Here is a 16,599-nt window from a genome sequence, read left to right as displayed (position 1 = left end):
CCGATGGCGGGGTTGGAGCAGTGCGAAAGAGCGTCGCGGTCAGCGCGGCGGGCGGTCGTTGTCGTGGCGCGAGTACGGGCCCGCGCCAGTGACGGCCGGGGGCGAAGGCGGCGGTGGCGGCGCGGGCATGGGCGACGGCACCCTGGCGTCCCTGGCCTCCTTCGGCCACCAGCGCTCGATGCAGGATTTCGCCCAGTCCTTGCCCGCGAGCCCGAAAGCCAGGGCCAGCGCGAAGACCGCGCCCGCGAGGATCACCAGGAAGCTCTCGCGCACGATGTCGCCGCCCACCTTGACCTGGTCGAGCGCGATCAGGATCACGAAGACCATCACCGCATACTGCGCGGCCTTGGCGAACAGCGCCGCGTCCTGCATCTTCACGCCGCGGAAGTAGCTGGCCACCGCATCGCCGACGAAGCGCGCGAAGTAGGAGCCGAAGGCCAGCACCAGCAGCGCCACGAACACGTTGGGCACGAACCAGACGATGCGCCCCAGCAGGTCCGCGATGTAGCTCAGCCCCATGCCGTTGAAGGCGATGAGCAGCGACGCCAGGATCACCAGCCAGTAGGCCAGGATGCCGAACAGGCTGCTCGTGTCGCCCGCCAGGCCGCCCTGGCGCAGGAAGTTGTCGAGGCCGGCGCGTTCGGTCAGCACGTTGAAGTTGACGGCGCGCAGTGCCTTCGTCACCGCGAAGCGCGCCGCCTTGGCCACGAGCCAGCCGACGAGCACGACCACCAGCGCGACCAGCAGCCGCGGAATGAAGGCGCCGACCTGGTAGAGGATGGCGCGCAGCGGCTCCAGGTGAATGCCGAAGTTTTCCATGGTGGGACTTCCCTTGATTTCGCTAGGTTCGCTTGAGGTTGGCCAGGGGTTCGCGGCAGGTCGGCGACGGCATCAGCTGCGCCCCGGCTGGACCAGCGCGAGCACGCCGTGCAGCGGAACCTGCACCCAGTCGAGGCGGTTGCCGAGCTCGTAGCGCAGCTCGTAGAGGGCCTTCTCCAGCTCGAAGAGCGAGAGAAGCTCGCCGTCCATCGCCAGGCCGTAGCCGGCCAGGAAGGCTTCGCGCGTGGCCCGCTCCCAGGCGATGGCCGGGCCGGCGAGGCGCTCGGCCTCCTGCGGGCTCTGCGCCACGCGGCGCAGCGCCGACCAGCGCGCGTAATTGAAGGAACGCAGCATGCCCGCCACGTCGCGCAGCGGCGAACCCTTCATACGGCGCTCCTCGAAGCTGCGCGCGGGCTCGCCCTCGAAGTCGATGATGACGAAGTCGTTGTCCTTCACCAGCACCTGGCCGAGGTGGTAGTCGCCGTGGTAGCGGCTCCTGATGCCGCCGCCTTCGGCCGGGCGCTTCGCCTCGATGCCGGCGCGCAGCGCGGCGCCGGCGTCCAGCAGCGTGCGCGCATCGGCCTGGGCGGCTGGAGGCAGGAGCTCGAAGCGCTCGCGCAGCATTTCCAGCGTGGCGGCCGCGTCTGTCGCCGCGCGCGCCTTGAAGCCGGTGGCGTCGGACGCGGTGAGCGGTTCGGGGTCGAAGGCCGCTGCACCCGTTCGCGTGGCGAGCGCCTCGTGCAGCTCGGCGGTGCGCCGGCCCAGCGTGGCCATCAGGGCGAGGAAGCCGCCGTGCACCGCGGCCACTTCCGGCACCTCGCCGTCGGACGTGGCCACGTCGCGCAGGAAGCGTTCCAGGTAGCCCAGCGTGTAGTCCCAGCCGTCGCCCTGGTTGGCCACGTAGCGCTGCACCATCGCGAGCGTCATCGTGCGGCCGTCGGCCGCCATGTATTCCAGCGCGCCGAGCACCGGCACGCAGTGCGGATAGCGCGCCACCTCGGTGAGAAAGCGGCCCATCTCCAGCTCGGGGTTGATGCCTTCGTGCAGATGGCGGTAGCCCTTCAGGAAGAGCGTCTCGCCCAGCGTCACGACCGTGTTGCTGCTCACGCCGCTCGGTCGTCCGAAGGGCAGCGCGTCGATGTCCACCCCGGTCTCGGCGAAGGCGGCCGTCGGCCTGAAGACCAGCCTGCCGTTCGCCGTCGCCAGCTCCCCGCCCCGGCCGATGCTTCGCACCAGCTCGCGGCAGAAGGCCTCGTCGTAGAAGGCATCGCCCATCAGTCCGACCTGCGCCTGCTGGCGCACCTTGGCGAGCGCGGCTTGTGCCACGCCGGCCATGCGCTCCTCGTCGCGCTCCTCCCAGGCCAGCGCGAGCGGCATGAAGTAGGTGGCACCGCCGGGCGGGCCGTCGAGTTCGAGCAGCGGCAGCATCCAGCTCAGGCCGTTCACCTCCCACACGGCGTGGTCGGCCAGCCGGGCGCGCTGGATGGTCGTGCCCTTGGAGGCATACCAACGCTGGATCTCGATGTGGCGCGGCAGCGTCTCCAGTTCGAACTGGTTGCGCATGCGCTCCGACATGCCGATGCGCCACGGCATCACGCGGTCGCGGAAGAAGCTGGTCCAGCCGTCGAAGAGCACCAGCGTGGGCCATTCCTGCAGCGCCACGCCCTCCTGGTGCCAGCTCGGCGCATCGGCCTCGGCCGTGAGCTTGAACCAGTAGAAGCCGTACGAGGCGAGCGTGAGCAGGTACGGCAGCTCGCCGATGGGCGGGAACGGCGCGCGCCCCAGCATCTCGATGGGCACGAAGCCCTTGAACTCCGACAGGTCGAGCTCCACCGGCTGCGCCGCGCGCGAGAGGTTGAACACCGTGAGGATCACGTCGCTGTCGTACTCGCTCAGGTACGCGAGGATCTTGCGGTTGCCGGGCTTGAGAAAGCGGCGCCGTCCGCGGCCGAAGGCATGGCTGGTCTTGCGCACGGCCAGCATGCGCTTGGTCCAGTTCAGGAGTGAGCTGCTGTCGCGCGCCTGCGTTTCCACGTTGAGCGCCTCGTAGCCGTACAGCGGGTCCATGATCGGCTGCAGGTACAGGCGCTGCGGGTCGGCGCGCGAGAAACCGGCGTTGCGGTCGGGGTTCCATTGCATCGGCGTGCGCACGCCGTTGCGGTCGCCCACGAACACGTTGTCGCCCATGCCGATCTCGTCGCCGTAATAGATGATGGGCGAGCCCGGCATCGACAGCAGCATGCCGTTCATGAGCTTCACGCGGTCGAGGTCGTTCTCCATCAGCGGCGCCAGCCGCCTGCGGATGCCCAGGTTGATGCGGGCTCGCATGTCGGCCGCGTACATGGTGTACATGTAGTCGCGCTCCTTGCTGGTCACCATCTCCAGCGTGAGCTCGTCGTGGTTGCGCAGGAAGATGGCCCACTGGCAGCCCTCGGGAATGTCGGGCGTCTGCGCCATGATCTCGACGATCGGGTGCCGGTCCTCCTGCGCGATGGCCATGTACATGCGCGGCATCAGCGGGAAGTGATAGGCCATGTGGCATTCGTCGCCATCGCCGAAATACTCGCGCACGTCTTCCGGCCACATGTTGGCCTCGGCCAGCAGGAAGCGGTTCTTGTACTGCGCGTCGATGGCCGCGCGCAGCCGCTTGATCACCGCATGCGTCTCGGGCAGGTTCTCGTTGCTGGTGCCGTCGCGCTCCACCAGGTAGGGAATGGCGTCGAGCCGGAAGCCGTCAACGCCCATGTCGAGCCAGAAGCGCATGGTCTTGAAGATGGCCTCCATCACCGCCGGGTTGTCGAAGTTCAAGTCGGGCTGGTGGCTGAAGAAGCGGTGCCAGTAGTACTGCTTGGCGATCGGGTCCCAGGTCCAGTTGGAGGTCTCGGTGTCGGTGAAGATGATCCGCGTGCCCTGGTAGATCTGGTCGGTGTCGCTCCACACGTAGAAGTTGCGCTCGGGCGAACCGGGCGGCGCGAGCCGCGCGGCCTTGAACCACGGGTGGTCGCTGGAGGTGTGGTTGATGACCAGCTCCGTGATCACCCGCAGGCCGCGCTTGTGCGCCTCGGCCAACATCTCGCGGAAGTCGTCCAGCGTGCCGTACTGCGGGTGCACGTCCTCGTATTCGGAGATGTCGTAGCCGTCGTCGCGCAACGGCGAGGGATAGAACGGCATCAGCCAGATGGTGTTGACGCCCAGCTCTTTCACGTAGTCGAGCTTGGCGGTGACGCCCTTGAAGTCGCCCATGCCGTCGTTGTTGGAGTCGAAGAAGGCCTTGACGTTGAGCTGGTAGATCACCGCGTCGCGATACCACAGCGGATCGTCGCTGTTGTCGATCTCGACGGTCTCTAGCGCGATGTGGGAGACGGGTGCATTCATGGGCGTGCGACCTCACAGGAAGTAGTCGAAGTCGCGCTCGTCGCCATGGCGCCTGCGGACCACGAAGATGTGGGCGGGCACGCTGCGCGGATCGAGCCGCACGTAGTGCCAGTCGCCCTGCCAGAGAAAGCGCTGCCCGCTGAGCAGGTCGTGCATCTGGAAGGCACGCGAGGGCGGGCTCACGCCGACGCTGGCGGGCTCCAGGCCCACCCAGCCTTCCTGCACGTTGTGCGGGTCGAGGTTGACCACCGTCACCACCACGTTGGCGCCGTCGGCCGAGCTCTTCGCATAGGCCATCAGCTGCGGGTTGTCGATGTGCAGGAAGCGCAGCGTGCGGTCCCACTGCAGGGCCGGGTTCTCGTGGCGGATGCGGTTCACCCGCGCGATGAAGGGCGCGAGGCTCGCGGGGTCGTCGTGGTTCCAGTGGCGCAGCTGATATTTTTCGGAATCCAGGTATTCCTCGCTGCCGGGGCTGCGCGGCAGGTGCTCGCGCAGTTCGTAGGCCGGCCCGTAGATGCCGTAGTTGGCCGAAAGCGTGGCGGCCAGCACCAGCCGCGACATGAACACGGCCGGCTCGCCCGACTGCAGCTGCTCGTGCAGGATGTCCGGCGTGTTGGGCCAGACGTTGGGCCGGAAGTAGTCGATGCCGGGCTCGGTCGACAGCTCGGTGAAGTAATCCTGCAGCTCTTCCTTCGTGGTTCGCCAGGTGAAGTAGGTGTACGACTGCGAGAAGCCCAGCTTCGCCAGCCGGTGCATCACCTTCGGCCGCGTGAAGGCCTCGGCGAGGAAGATCGCGTCGGGGTGCTCGCGCTTCACCTCGCCGATGGCCCACTCCCAGAACGGGAAGGCCTTGGTGTGCGGGTTGTCCACGCGGAAGATGCGAACGCCCTGCCCGACCCAGTGGTCGATCACGCTCCTGAGCTCGGCCCACAGCGCGCGCCAGCTCTCGCACTCGAAGTTGAAGGGATAGATGTCCTGGTACTTCTTCGGCGGGTTCTCGGCATACTGCACCGTGCCGTCGGGCCGCCAGCGGAACCAGTCGGGATGCGCCTTCACGTAGGGGTGGTCGGGCGCGCACTGGAAGGCGATGTCGAGCGCGATCTCCAGGCCGTGCTCCGAGGCGCGCGCGAGCAGGCGCCGGAAGTCTTCCTCGGTGCCCAGCGCGGGCAGGATCGACTTGTGCCCGCCCTCCTCCGCGCCGATGGCCCACGGGCTGCCCACGTCGCCGGGGCCGGCCTCCAGCGAGTTGTTGGGGCCCTTGCGCTGCACGCGGCCCACGGGGTGTATCGGCGGAAAGTACAGCACGTCGAAGCCCATTTCCGCGATGGCCGGCAGCCGCGCCTCGACGTCCCTGAAGGTGCCGTGCACGCCGGGCTCGGTACCCGTCGAGCGCGGGAAGAGTTCGTACCAGGTGCTGAAGCGCGCACGCTCGCGCTCCGCCACAAGCGGCATCTCGACCGGATGGCGCACCGCGTGACGGCGGTCTGGATGGCGCCGCGCAAGGACGGCGTATTCGTCGTCCAGCGCGAGCGCCTTCAGGGCGGCGAGATCGGCCCCTGGATTGGCGGCGTTCGCATCGAGCTCCGTGGCCCAGCGCTGGAGGACGGTGCGGTCATCCCCCTGCGCCCGCGTGGCGGCCGCGGCGATCTCCAGCGCACCGACCTGCGCCGCCACGCGCACGTCGGCCAGCTCCACGCGCCGCGTCATCTCGTGGCGCCAGGATTCGAAGGGGTCGACCCAGGCGACGGCGGTGTACACATAGCGGCCCGCCGACGGCGGCGAGAAGCCGGCCTCCCACACGTCGTTGCCCAGCGGCTTCATCGGCACTTCGCGGAACTCGGCCTGCTCCTGCGCGCGCCAGCACAGCTGCACGCGCAGCACGTCGTGGCCATCGGTGAAGCAATGGGCGTGCACCGTCACGCGTTCGCCGGCCACGCACTTGGCGGCGAACCGGCCGTTGTCGATGCTGGGCAGGACCGCGTCGATGACCGCACGGACATCGCCGTGCCCTGCGTCAGCCTCGGGGCTGCTGCTCGCGGTGGCAGCGTGCCGGGTCGAGAAAATGTTCTTCATGAGGGCCGGTGCTCCAGGATCAGCGTGGACAGCGGCGGCAAGGTGAGGCACACCGATTGCCTGCGTCCGTGGGAACCCACGGGCGCCGCCTCGACGCCCCCGAAATTGCCCCAGCCCGAGCCGCCGAACTCGGTGGCATCGGTGTTGATCACCTCGCACCAGCGCCCGCCCAGCGGCACGCCCAGCAGGTAGTTGGTGCGCGGCACCGGGGTCATGTTGCTCACGGCCAGCAGCGGCGGGCTGCCGTCGCCGGCCTTGCGCAGGAAGGCGAGCACGCTCAGGTCGGCCTCGTCGGCCGCCAGCCACTCGAAGCCCGCGGAAGAAAAGTCGAGCCGGTGCAGCGCCGGCGATGCGCGATAGACGCGGTTGAGCTGCGCCACCAGGCGCTGCAGCCCGGCGTGGCCTTCGAGCCCGCACACCCACCATTCGAGCTCGCCGTCGTGCGTCCACTCGCGGCGCTGGCCGAACTCGCCGCCCATGAACAGCAGCTTCTTGCCCGGATGCGCCCACATGAAGCCGTACAGCGCGCGCAGGTTGGCGAACTGCTGCCAGTTGTCGCCGGGCATCTTGCCCAGCAACGAGCCCTTGCCGTGCACCACCTCGTCGTGCGAGAACGGCAGCACGAAGTTCTCGTGGAAGGCATACACCAGCGAGAAGGTCAGCTTGTGGTGGTGGTACTTGCGGTGCACCGGCTCTTCCTTCATGTAGGCGAGCGTGTCGTGCATCCAGCCCATGTTCCATTTCTCGCCGAAGCCCAGGCCATCCATGTCGGTGGGGCGCGAAACGCGCGGCCAGGCAGTCGACTCCTCGGCCACGGTGAGCGTGTCGGGATGCTCGCGGTAGACGGCGCGGTTCAGGGTCTGGAGGAAGTCGATGGCCTCCAGGTTCTCGCGGCCGCCGTGGCGGTTGGGAACCCAGCCGCCATGGCCGCGCGCGTAGTCGAGGTAGAGCATCGACGCCACCGCGTCCACCCGCAGGCCGTCGACGTGGTACAGGTCGAGCCAGAAGAGGCCCGACGACACGAGAAAGCTGCGCACCTCGGGACGGCCGTAGTTGAAGATGCTCGAGTTCCACTCCGGGTGGAAGCCCTGGCGCGGGTCGGCATGTTCGTAGAGATGCGTTCCGTCGAAGTACGCGAGCCCGTGCTCGTCGGTCGGAAAGTGCGACGGCACCCAGTCGAGCAGCACGCCGATGCCCTGCTGGTGCAGGTGGTCGACGAGGTACATGAAGTCCTGCGGCGAGCCGAAGCGCGCGGTGGGCGCGAAGTAGCCGGTGGTCTGGTAGCCCCACGAACCGTAGAAGGGATGCTCGGTCACGGGCATCAGCTCCACGTGCGTGAAGCCCATCTCGTTCGCGTAGGCCGCGAGGCGGTGCGCGATCTCGCGGTAGCCGAGGAAGTGGCCGTCTTCGCGGCGCCAGGAGCCCAGATGCACCTCGTAGACCGACATCGGCGCATCGAGCGCATTGCGCGGGGCGCGCTGCGCCATCCATTCCCCGTCGCCCCATTGGTACGAAAGCTCGCAGATGCGCGAGGCCGTGGCGGGCGGCAGCTCGGCGGCGAAGGCGACAGGGTCTGCCTTGTCGACCGTGTAGCCGCCGTGGCGCGAGCGGATGCGGTACTTGTAGGTCTGGCCGATCGCGGCATTCGGGACATGGCCGCTCCAGATGCCGGTGCTCTCGGAGTCGGACTGAAGCGGATCGGCGTCGCCGGACCAGTAGTTCCAGTCGCCGACCACCGAGACCGATTCCGCGTTCGGCGCCCAGACCGCGAACCTGGCGCCGCCCTCCGTGTCCGGATGGCAGCCCAGCAGGTCGTACAGCCGGGAATGGGTTCCCTCGCGGAAAAGGTAGGCGTCTCGCCCGCTCTGGCGTTGTTCGTTCGACGGCACCGGCGCTCCTTCGTTGAAGACCAGCGGAACACGGCGCATCGAGGACCGACCCCGGCTGCTTGCGCGTTCTCGCCTGACCTGAGCCAATTTGCGAGCGCCGCAGGTGCCGTGGTTACGGTCTGCGCCCATTCGCCTTGTCGGAGAGCTGCCCGTATCGGCGGAAGCCTGGGCCAATGGCCGGCAGGCAGGACCAGGCCTACAGCCGGGCGCGCCGGCGATTGCTAAAAAGGAGTGCCCCAAGCCACGATGGAACCCATGACCGACCTCGATGCCTCCGCGCTCGCGCTGATCGAAAGCTGTTCGCAGGCTTCGCTCGAACTTCTGGAACGCAATCTCACGCCGCACGGCATCCTCGCGGCCGCCCGGACGGAGGCTGCCGAAGCCCGCCGCTACACGCGCATCTTCGGTCGCGACGCCGCGATATGCGTGATGGCGATGTGCGGCAGCGGCGTGCCCGCGCTGGAGCAAGGCGCGGTGGCGAGCCTCGATGCGCTCGCTGCGCAGCAGGCGGCCAACGGGCAGATTCCGAAATACGTGGACCCGGAAGGCCGGGACGCCGACTTCTGGTACCTGGGCTGCATCGATGCAACCCTGTGGTGGCTGATCGCCGTGGACCACGTGCGCCGCCATGGGCAGGTCGGCCCCGCGCACTGGGAAAGAGAAACGGGCCGGGCGGTGCAATGGCTGCTCGCGCAGGAACACCAGCACTTCCGGCTGCTGCAGCAGAACGAGGCCAGCGACTGGGCCGACATCATGCCCAGGTCAGGCTATGTGCTCTACACCAACGCGCTCTGGTACGAGGTCAAGCGCCGCTTCGCGCTGGACCACGCGGAGGCGACGCAGTACCACTTCAACCACCTGTTCAATCCCTTCCAGCGCGACCTGCCCGAATACCACCGCGCGCGGCTGCTGAGGCACTACGCGCGACGCGGCAGGCGCGACCCAGGGATGTACTTGAGCTTCGTCAACCTGGCCGTGGTCGGCGACGAGGGCGACGTGTTCGGCAACGTGCTGGCCGTGCAGAGCGGGCTGGCGGACGCGGACATGGCACGCCGCATCGTGGACACCATCGAGCGAGCGCATGCGGGCGAGCCGTATCCGGTGCGTGTGGTGCTGCACCCGCTGCCGCGACAGCACGACCTGTGGCGGGCCTACATGGGGCGCCACAGGCAGAACATCGTGCACCAGTACCACAACGGCGGCATCTGGCCCTTCGTGGGCGGCTTCTGGGTGATGGCGCTCGCGAAGCTGGGTGCCGGCGACATGGCCTGGTCCGCACTCGTGCGGCTCGCCGAAGCCAATGCGCTCGACGACTGGCGCTTCACCGAATGGTTTCACGGCCGCACGCTGGCGCCCATGGGCATGGCGGGTCAGAGCTGGAATGCCGCGACCTTCCTGCTGGCCCGGCGGGCCTTGCTGGGCGGCGAAGCGGCCTGGTGAAGAGCGGCCTCACACGGACGCGACGCTTGCTTCGAGCGAAGGCGTTGCGCCCTCCTGCGAGTCGTGAACGGGCGCACAGCGCTCCAGCAGCAGGTACAGCACCAACCCGCCAGCCAGCGGAACGAGGTAGTACAGCGCGCGGTACGCGAGCACGGCCCCCATCAGCGCGCCCTGCTTCACCGTGCCCGACAGCAAGGCGAGGTACACCGCCTCCAGCACGCCAAGGCCGGCCGGGATGGGCGTGAGCACGCCCACGATGGATGCCGCGAGCAGCACGCTCAAGGTGGTCGCGTACGGCACCTGCCGGCCCAGCAGCAGGTACATGGCTGCGCCCATCAGCGCCCAGTTCGTCGCGGAAAGCACCAGCTGCGTCGCCGCGATGCGCGCGCCCGGCAGGCGAATGCGCCTGCCCCTGATCACCCATTCGCGCCTGCGAGAGACGGCGCATGCCACCACGTAGCCCAGCGCCAGCAGGATCATCGCCAGGCCCAGCGTGCGAAGAGCGCCCTGCCCGATGTGCGCCTGCCTCGGCGGCTCGATGACGCCGGCCGCGAACAGGCCGCCGGCCAGCAGCCCGTAGCCGAGCCAGTTGGTCGCGAGGCTGAGGCCGACGATCTGGGCGACGGTGGCTTCGTCGAGCCCGGCACGCGCATAGAGGCGCGCACGCATCCCGATGCCGCCGACCAGCGACCCGAGATTGAGGTTGAACGCATAGCTCGTGACCGCGATGGCCCAGGTGCGCCCGTAAGAAAGCCGGTGGCGCAGGTGGCGCCTGCCGATCAGGTCGAAGCAGCCGTAGAGCGCATGGCTGGCGGTGGCGAGGCCGAGCACGGCGAGCAGCAGCCATGGCGAATAACGATGCAGCGCATGCCAGGCGCCAGCCCAGTCGACCTTGTTCACGTGCGACAACAGCAGGGCCAGCACGGCCACGCCCAGCAGCGGCAGCGCCCATCGCCGGCAGCGCTGCCATGTGGTCGGGCCGGCTGCGGGCCGGGAACTCATCGCGGCCACCGGTTCAGTGCGAGTCCTGCTTGCCGCGTTGCTTTTCGGGATCGGGGGGCGCGTCGGCCTTCTCGGGCGTCTTGTGCTCGGCTTCGCCCTTGTCGTGGAGCTTCCTGTTGGTCACCTGCTTCATCAGCTCCTCGCCCTCGATGTCACGACCATCGCTGGGCACGGACTCTTCCTGGGTGACTTCGGGCTCTTCACGCTTGGTGGATTGCCTGGCGGGATTCGGCTTCTGCGACATGGATGGCTCCTCGGGCTCTGTGCGTGCACCGAGTCTTCGGTGTTCGCGACAGCCGCGCCGCCATCCGCGGACGACGGCGGGTGCAGGACATTTGCCATACCCCGAATGCGCTGCGAGCCGCGCGGTGTCGGCATAGGCCGACATGGCCGCGCGCCGTCTGTCCTCAAGGCTTGCGGGCCGTGCGATCTAGTCTGCTCGCAGACGAAGACATCGCGTGCCGCCTTGCATTTTTCCTTGCATGCACACGCTCCAAGCCGCAGGAATGCCAGCCCAGTGACGACGACCGCTCCCACCCCCACCATCACAGTTCCCGCCGGCGTCCCCGGCACCAGCGCACCATCTCCCGCGTCGACGCCGCACCGATGGATGTTCATCCGCGCCGGTGGCCTCGACCAGGTGGTGTTTCGCAGCGGCCAGGACATCGCGCACATCGCCGAGCTCGACCAGAAGTTGTGGGTTGCGCTCGCCTGCCCCACGCGCGGCATCGATTTCGACTCGCGCACGCTCGACCTGATCGACACCGACGGCGACGGCCGGGTGCGCCCGCCGGAAGTCATCGCGGCCTGCCGGTGGGCCTGCGAACGGCTGCGCAGCGCCGACGCGCTGCTCGAGGGCGGCGGCACGCTGTCGCTGGACGACCTCGACGACAAGGGCGCCGCGGGCGCCGACCTCGCGAAGGAAGGCCGGCGCATCCTCGACCTGCTCGGCAAGAAAGACTCGAACACGCTGACGCTCGCCGACATCTCCGACCGCAGCGAATGGCTGGCGGCCATGCGCTTCAACGGCGACGGCGTGGTCACGCCCGACACCGCCTCCGACGAAGCGCTGCGCGCGACCATCGGGGAAGCAATGCGCACCCACGGCAGCACGCCCGACCGCCACGAGAAGAAACCCGGCCTCGATCGCGCGCGCGCCGAAGCCTTCATGGCCGACGCGAAGGCGATGCGCGACTGGTACGCGCACGCCGAGAGCCACGAGGAAGTGTTGCTGCCGCTGGGCGACCGCACGCTGGCCGCCACCGAGGCGCTTCGTGCGGTAGCGGCCAAGATCGACGATTTCTTCGCGCGCTGCCGCGTCGCCGCCTATGACGTGCAGGCGGTGGCGGCGCTCAATCCTTCGCCCGAGGCCTACGACGCGCTTTCGGGTCACACGCTGGACGTGGGCGCGCAGCCCATCGCCGAACTGCCGCTGGCGCCAATCACGCCCAGCCGCTCGCTGCCCTTGCGCGGCACGAGCCTGAACCCGGCCTGGGCCGATGCGATGGCCGTGTTCGCGCGCGACACGGTCGCGCCGCTGCTCGGCGAGCGCGACGCGCTGGAGGAAGAGCAATGGCAATCGCTGCGCCACCAGCTCGCGCCCTGCGAGGCGTGGATCGCATCGCGTCCGGCCAATGCGCTCGCCGGCCTGTCGCGCGACCGCATTGACGCGCTGCTTTCGACGCACGACGCCCTCCTCGCGCTCATTGCCGAGGACGAGGCGGCCGAGCAGCACAACAAGCTGCTGGTCGACCTGGAGAAGCTGCTGCGCCTGCAGCGCGACCTGCTGGTGCTGCTGCACAACTTCGTGTCGTTCAAGGCCTTCTACCAGCGCGAAGGCGCCATCTTCCAGGCCGGCACGCTCTACCTCGACGGACGCAGCTGCGAGCTCACGGTGCAGGTGCAGGACACCGCCCGGCACGCCACGCTGGCGGGCCTGGCCAAGACCTGCCTCGCGTACTGCGACTGCACGCGCCAGGGGCAGAAGATGAGCATCGTCGCGGCCTTCACCGCGGGCGACGTCGACTTTCTCTTCGTGGGGCGCAACGGCGTGTTCTACGACCGCCAGGGCCGCGACTGGGACGCCACCATCACCAAGCTGATCGAGAACCCCACGAGCGTCGCGCAGGCCTTCTTTGCGCCCTACAAGAAGTTCGTGCGCCTGATCGAGGAGCAGGTCGCCAAGCGGGCCGCGGCCAGCGAGGCCGGTTCGCAGGGCGCGCTGCAGTCGCTGGCAGGCCGGGTCGCCACGGCGGACCAGGCTGCGGGCGCGGATGCCGCGAAGCCACCGGCCCGGCCGGGCGTGCCGCCGGCCGGCAGCCGCATCGACGTGGGCACCGTGGCCGCGATCGGGGTGGCGTTGGGCAGCATCAGCGCCGTGCTGGTCGGCATCTTCGGCAAGTTCATCGACCTGGGGCAGTGGATACCGGTGGCGCTGGCCGGCATCGTCATCGCGATCTCGGGGCCCAGCATGCTGATCGCCTGGCTGAAGCTTCGCCAGCGCAGCCTGGGGCCGATCCTCGATGCGAGCGGATGGGCCATCAACGGCCGCATGAAGGTGAGCGTGCGGCTCGGGGGCATGCTGTCGCAGACCGCGCGCGTGCCTCCGGGCGCGAAACGCATTGCTCCCGATCCCTATCGCGAACGGCATGGCCTTGCGGGCGCGCTGGCCGCCGCCTGCATCGTGGGCGCCGTGGCGCTGCTGGCCTGGCGCATGGACTGGCTCGACGACAGGCTGCCGACGCGGCTGCAGCACGACCCCGTGGCCACGTCGGCGCCGGGCGCCTGAATGGCCATGTTGCTTCTTTACACCCACCGATCGACCAGTAGTAGTCCAAAGCATTCACATTCATACTGTTGCGCAGGACAATTGAAAACAGATCGCAACTGGCGAGCTGTGCCGTTGCCTCCTCTTTGACCCGCAGTTTCAGGAATACCGATCGACTTCATGGAACACCGGCTGGACTGGACCCTTGCTGCCTGCGCCCGGATTCTCCGGCCGGTGGTCAGGCTTGCGCTCGCCATGGGGGTCAAGCATCCGCACCTCGAAGAACTGCTTCGCGACCTGCTGATCGAGGAAGCCCAGCGCAGCTGGCGCAAGCAGGGCGTGCCGAACCCCAACCTGAGCCAGCTTTCGGTGACGACCGGCCTCAATCGCAAGGCGGTGACGGCCAAGGTCAGGGCAACTACCGATCCCCTGCCCCACACCGAACTGTCGGCAGCGGCCAAGACATTCACGTTGTGGCTGCAGATGCTGACGCAGGATGACGCCTACCGGCGCCTTCCCATCACCGCGGGCCACGACGCCCCCTCCTTCGAGGCCGTCGCGCGCATGAGCAGCCGCGGCAACGTGCATCACCGCACCATCCTCGACGAGCTGGTGCGGCTGAACATGGTGAGCGAGGACGAGGACAAGGGCGTGGTCGAACTCACGACGGATGGTTTCGTACCGGTGGAAGACCTGCAGTCGATGCTGGCCTTCCTGGGCGACAACGGGCGGGACCATCTGCTGTCGGCCGTCGCCAACACGCTGGGCGAGGAGCCCAGGATGCTCGAGCGCGCGGTGTACGCGCGCGGGCTCACGCTTGCGGAATGCGAGCAGATCCAGCGGCTCGTGCGCGAGCGCTGGACGGTGCTGCATCACGAACTGGCGCAGGAGATGTCGCGGGCGGTCGAGGAGGCCCCCGCCGGTGCGAAGGCACGCATCCGGGTCGGCATCTACACGTACTACGAAGACGAACGGGCCGAGCGGGCGCCAGCGCCGCCTCCTTCAGAAAGCGAGCCCAAGCCATGAGCACGATGAAGACGCCTCGCCGACTCCTGCTCGGCCTCATGTCCGCCAGCTTCATGGCCCTGCTGCTGTCGTGCGGCGGGGGCGGAGGTGGTGGTGGCAGCGGTTCGATTTCGGGCCTCGGGCTGGGCACGGGCGGCACGTCGACGGCGGCAGGCACGGGAGGCGACTCCACCGGCACGGGAACCGGTACTGGAACAGGCTCGGGGAATACGGGCACCGGAGGATCGGGAACCGGCACTACCGGGGATGCGGGCAGCGGCACAGGCACAAGCTCTGGCACTGGTGGCACGGGCGGTACAGGCAGCGCGGGCGGCACGAGCGGCGACACCGGTGGAGGCACGAGCACCGCCGGCAACAGCAACACCGACGGCTCCGGCGTGGGTTCCGGCGGCACCGGCGTGACCGCGGACGCGGCCGGCATCGGCGCGGCGGACGGCCTGGGCAGCATCATCCTCAACGGGCTGCGCTACGACACCGACAGCGCCACCTTCACGATCGAAGACGCGACGGAGCTGCAGATCGGCATGAGCGCGCGCGTGGCCGGCAAGGTCGACGCCAACTTCAGCAGCGGCATCGCCAACCAGGTCGTGTCTGCGGCCGAGTTGAGGGGTGCGGCGTCGAACGTCGATGTTCCTGGCGGCACCTTCGTCGTGATGGGCATCGGCGTCAGCGTCGATTCGGCCACCGTCTGGGCCGATGCCAACGGCCTTTCGGACGTCAAGGCAGGCAACGTCATCCAGGTCTGGGGCCTGCCCGGCGCGCCAGGCACGCTGCGCGCGACGCGCATCCAGATCGCGCCTTCCCTGACCGATCCGCTGGCCACGGGCGCGGTGCAGAACCTCGACAAGGCGCGCAAGAGCTTCACGCTGGGCCAGCTGACGGTCGACTACAGCGCGGCGGCCTTCACGGGGCTGGACGCGTCGTCGCTCGCCAATGGCATCGTCGTGCGGGCCCGGGGCACCGCGGCGCCGGTCGGCGGCGTGCTCGCGGCCACCAAGGTCCAGGGCTGGTACGCCATTCCGACGAACGACGGCGTCGCGGTCCAGCTGGCTGGCGTCATCACCGACTTCGTCTCGCGCGGCTCGTTCAAGGTGCTGGGCACGCCGGTCGACGCGACCAACGCGCAGATCAACGGCGGGCCCGCGGGCTCGCTCGGCAACGGCGTGAAGGTCGAGGTCGACGGGTTCATGTCGGGCGGCGTGCTGGTGGTGAAGAAGCTGCGCGTCCGCAATGTGCCGGGTACGGGCGGGCCGGCCTCCTTCACCGTGATCGGCGCCATCGGCGGGTTCAATCCTCCCGCCAGCTTCAGGGTGCGCGGCCAGCCCGTGGACGCCAGCGGAGCCGTCTTCGAGAACGGGACCATTTCCGACCTGCGCAACGGCCAGAAAGTCACGGTCGTGGGCGACCGGGTGGTCGACGGCGTGCTGATCGCGCAGCACGTCACGTTTTCGCCCTGAAAACGAGAAATTTTTCACGAAATAACTTCTCGACAAGGTCAAGTGGCAGGAGTACAACTAAATGACTAGTGTGAAAAAGTCACATTTAAAGCTCCTATGCCACAGCAACCTCTTGACGAACGGAAATCGTGTTTCCGCGGCGTTCCGCCCGCGGTAACGCTGTTACACGTCCGGGGGCGGCATCCGGGATGGGCGCTGCGATGCGGGCACCCGCCCGCAGTTCTTTCCCAATGCTCGATGTGCACCAACGGTGCAGACGGGAGCATGTATGCCGCTCACTCTCCTCCTCCGGCTTCTGCACGAGAAGCTTCCGGTCACGCTCACGGCTGAACCGGACATCAGGCACGCCTCGGTCCTGATGGCCACGGGACTGGTCGAGGCCGAGTTCCACCTTGACCACTTCGGCTATCAGCAGTACGAGAGCGCGGTGGTGTTCGCGATCACGGAAGAAGGACACGCGGAAATCGCCAGCCTGCGAGACGGTGGCGCCGCGATCGCGCTCGAGGACCAGAAGTGGCCCGTCATGCCCCTGGACTACCTGCGCAAGATCGGACACTCGGTCTTCCCGCTGCGCATCGACGACCCGGAGGAGATCAACTCCGTCGCGGTGCTGAACGCGGCGGGCATGGTGGAAGCCACCCTGCCCTCGCCCTGCCGGGCCAGGCAGAACCCGCAGAAATTCAGGCAGGCGGTCGTCCTTCGGGTCACCCCGCTGGGGCGTACCGCGCTGGTCGAGCGCCGGGCCTGAAAT

11 protein-coding genes are annotated in these 16,599 nt (G+C 68.4%); 5 read left to right on the top strand and 6 right to left on the bottom strand.

Going from position 1 to position 16,599, the window contains the following annotated elements:
• Positions 1–39 precede the first annotated feature (39 nt).
• The 4 genes from SFB74_RS16670 to glgB form a co-directional block, all read right to left on the bottom strand.
• Entirely contained in the window at positions 40–819 is a 780-nt protein-coding gene (locus tag SFB74_RS16670) for a mechanosensitive ion channel family protein (protein ID WP_432725286.1), read from the bottom strand.
• Positions 820–891: 72 nt separating this feature from the next.
• Positions 892–4,194, bottom strand: a complete 3,303-nt coding sequence (gene treS, locus SFB74_RS16665; protein ID WP_432725285.1) for a maltose alpha-D-glucosyltransferase — start codon at positions 4,192–4,194, stop codon at positions 892–894.
• 12 nt (positions 4,195–4,206) lie between these two features.
• On the bottom strand, positions 4,207–6,267 hold the full coding sequence (locus SFB74_RS16660; protein WP_432725284.1) for an alpha-1,4-glucan--maltose-1-phosphate maltosyltransferase: 2,061 nt from the start codon (positions 6,265–6,267) through the stop codon (positions 4,207–4,209).
• Positions 6,264–8,195: a 1,4-alpha-glucan branching protein GlgB gene (glgB, locus tag SFB74_RS16655; protein WP_432725283.1), complete on the bottom strand. Its 1,932-nt coding sequence runs from the start codon at positions 8,193–8,195 to the stop codon at positions 6,264–6,266. Before glgB ends, SFB74_RS16660 begins: the two co-directional genes overlap by 4 nt.
• Positions 8,196–8,411: 216 nt before the next feature.
• Here glgB and SFB74_RS16650 point away from each other — a divergent pair, with 216 nt between their 5' ends.
• Complete coding sequence (locus SFB74_RS16650) at positions 8,412–9,596, top strand: glycoside hydrolase 100 family protein (RefSeq protein ID WP_432731946.1); 1,185 nt, start codon at positions 8,412–8,414, stop codon at positions 9,594–9,596.
• A 9-nt stretch (positions 9,597–9,605) separates the two neighbouring features.
• Here SFB74_RS16650 and SFB74_RS16645 read toward each other — a convergent pair whose 3' ends face one another.
• A complete protein-coding gene (locus tag SFB74_RS16645; RefSeq protein ID WP_432725282.1) occupies positions 9,606–10,598 on the bottom strand; it encodes a lysylphosphatidylglycerol synthase domain-containing protein in 993 nt (330 codons plus the stop codon).
• 13 nt (positions 10,599–10,611) lie between these two features.
• On the bottom strand, positions 10,612–10,842 hold the full coding sequence (locus SFB74_RS16640) for a hypothetical protein (protein WP_432725281.1): 231 nt from the start codon (positions 10,840–10,842) through the stop codon (positions 10,612–10,614).
• 366 nt (positions 10,843–11,208) lie between these two features.
• Between SFB74_RS16640 and SFB74_RS16635 the strand changes: the two genes are divergently transcribed.
• From SFB74_RS16635 to SFB74_RS16620, 4 genes are all read left to right on the top strand, one after another.
• A complete protein-coding gene (locus SFB74_RS16635; protein ID WP_432731945.1) occupies positions 11,209–13,386 on the top strand; it encodes a hypothetical protein in 2,178 nt (725 codons plus the stop codon).
• Between the two features lie 159 nt (positions 13,387–13,545).
• A complete protein-coding gene (locus tag SFB74_RS16630; RefSeq protein WP_432725280.1) occupies positions 13,546–14,391 on the top strand; it encodes a DUF6502 family protein in 846 nt (281 codons plus the stop codon).
• Positions 14,388–15,848 carry a DUF5666 domain-containing protein gene (locus tag SFB74_RS16625; protein ID WP_432725279.1) on the top strand — a complete coding sequence of 487 codons (1,461 nt, stop codon included), beginning with the start codon at positions 14,388–14,390 and terminating at the stop codon, positions 15,846–15,848. Before SFB74_RS16630 ends, SFB74_RS16625 begins: the two co-directional genes overlap by 4 nt.
• A gap of 268 nt (positions 15,849–16,116) precedes the next feature.
• Entirely contained in the window at positions 16,117–16,596 is a 480-nt protein-coding gene (locus tag SFB74_RS16620; protein WP_432725277.1) for a hypothetical protein, read from the top strand.
• The last annotated feature ends 3 nt before the right edge of the window (positions 16,597–16,599 follow it).

Origin of the sequence: Variovorax xiamenensis, from assembly GCF_050916385.1 — a bacterium.
Lineage (GTDB): Bacteria > Pseudomonadota > Gammaproteobacteria > Burkholderiales > Burkholderiaceae_C > Variovorax.
This window is presented reverse-complemented; position numbering and strand designations above follow the sequence as displayed.

Excerpts from the sequence above, each read along its gene's own strand:
- SFB74_RS16670 (WP_432725286.1), bottom strand. The coding sequence starts at position 819 with ATGGAAAACTTCGGCATTCACCTGGAGCCGCTGCGCGCCATCCTCTAC.
- treS (WP_432725285.1), bottom strand. The coding sequence starts at position 4,194 with ATGAATGCACCCGTCTCCCACATCGCGCTAGAGACCGTCGAGATCGAC.
- SFB74_RS16660 (WP_432725284.1), bottom strand. The coding sequence starts at position 6,267 with ATGAAGAACATTTTCTCGACCCGGCACGCTGCCACCGCGAGCAGCAGC.
- glgB (WP_432725283.1), bottom strand. The coding sequence starts at position 8,195 with ATGCGCCGTGTTCCGCTGGTCTTCAACGAAGGAGCGCCGGTGCCGTCG.
- SFB74_RS16650 (WP_432731946.1), top strand. The coding sequence starts at position 8,412 with ATGACCGACCTCGATGCCTCCGCGCTCGCGCTGATCGAAAGCTGTTCG.
- SFB74_RS16645 (WP_432725282.1), bottom strand. The coding sequence starts at position 10,598 with ATGAGTTCCCGGCCCGCAGCCGGCCCGACCACATGGCAGCGCTGCCGG.
- SFB74_RS16640 (WP_432725281.1), bottom strand. The coding sequence starts at position 10,842 with ATGTCGCAGAAGCCGAATCCCGCCAGGCAATCCACCAAGCGTGAAGAG.
- SFB74_RS16635 (WP_432731945.1), top strand. The coding sequence starts at position 11,209 with ATGTTCATCCGCGCCGGTGGCCTCGACCAGGTGGTGTTTCGCAGCGGC.
- SFB74_RS16630 (WP_432725280.1), top strand. The coding sequence starts at position 13,546 with ATGGAACACCGGCTGGACTGGACCCTTGCTGCCTGCGCCCGGATTCTC.
- SFB74_RS16625 (WP_432725279.1), top strand. The coding sequence starts at position 14,388 with ATGAGCACGATGAAGACGCCTCGCCGACTCCTGCTCGGCCTCATGTCC.
- SFB74_RS16620 (WP_432725277.1), top strand. The coding sequence starts at position 16,117 with ATGCCGCTCACTCTCCTCCTCCGGCTTCTGCACGAGAAGCTTCCGGTC.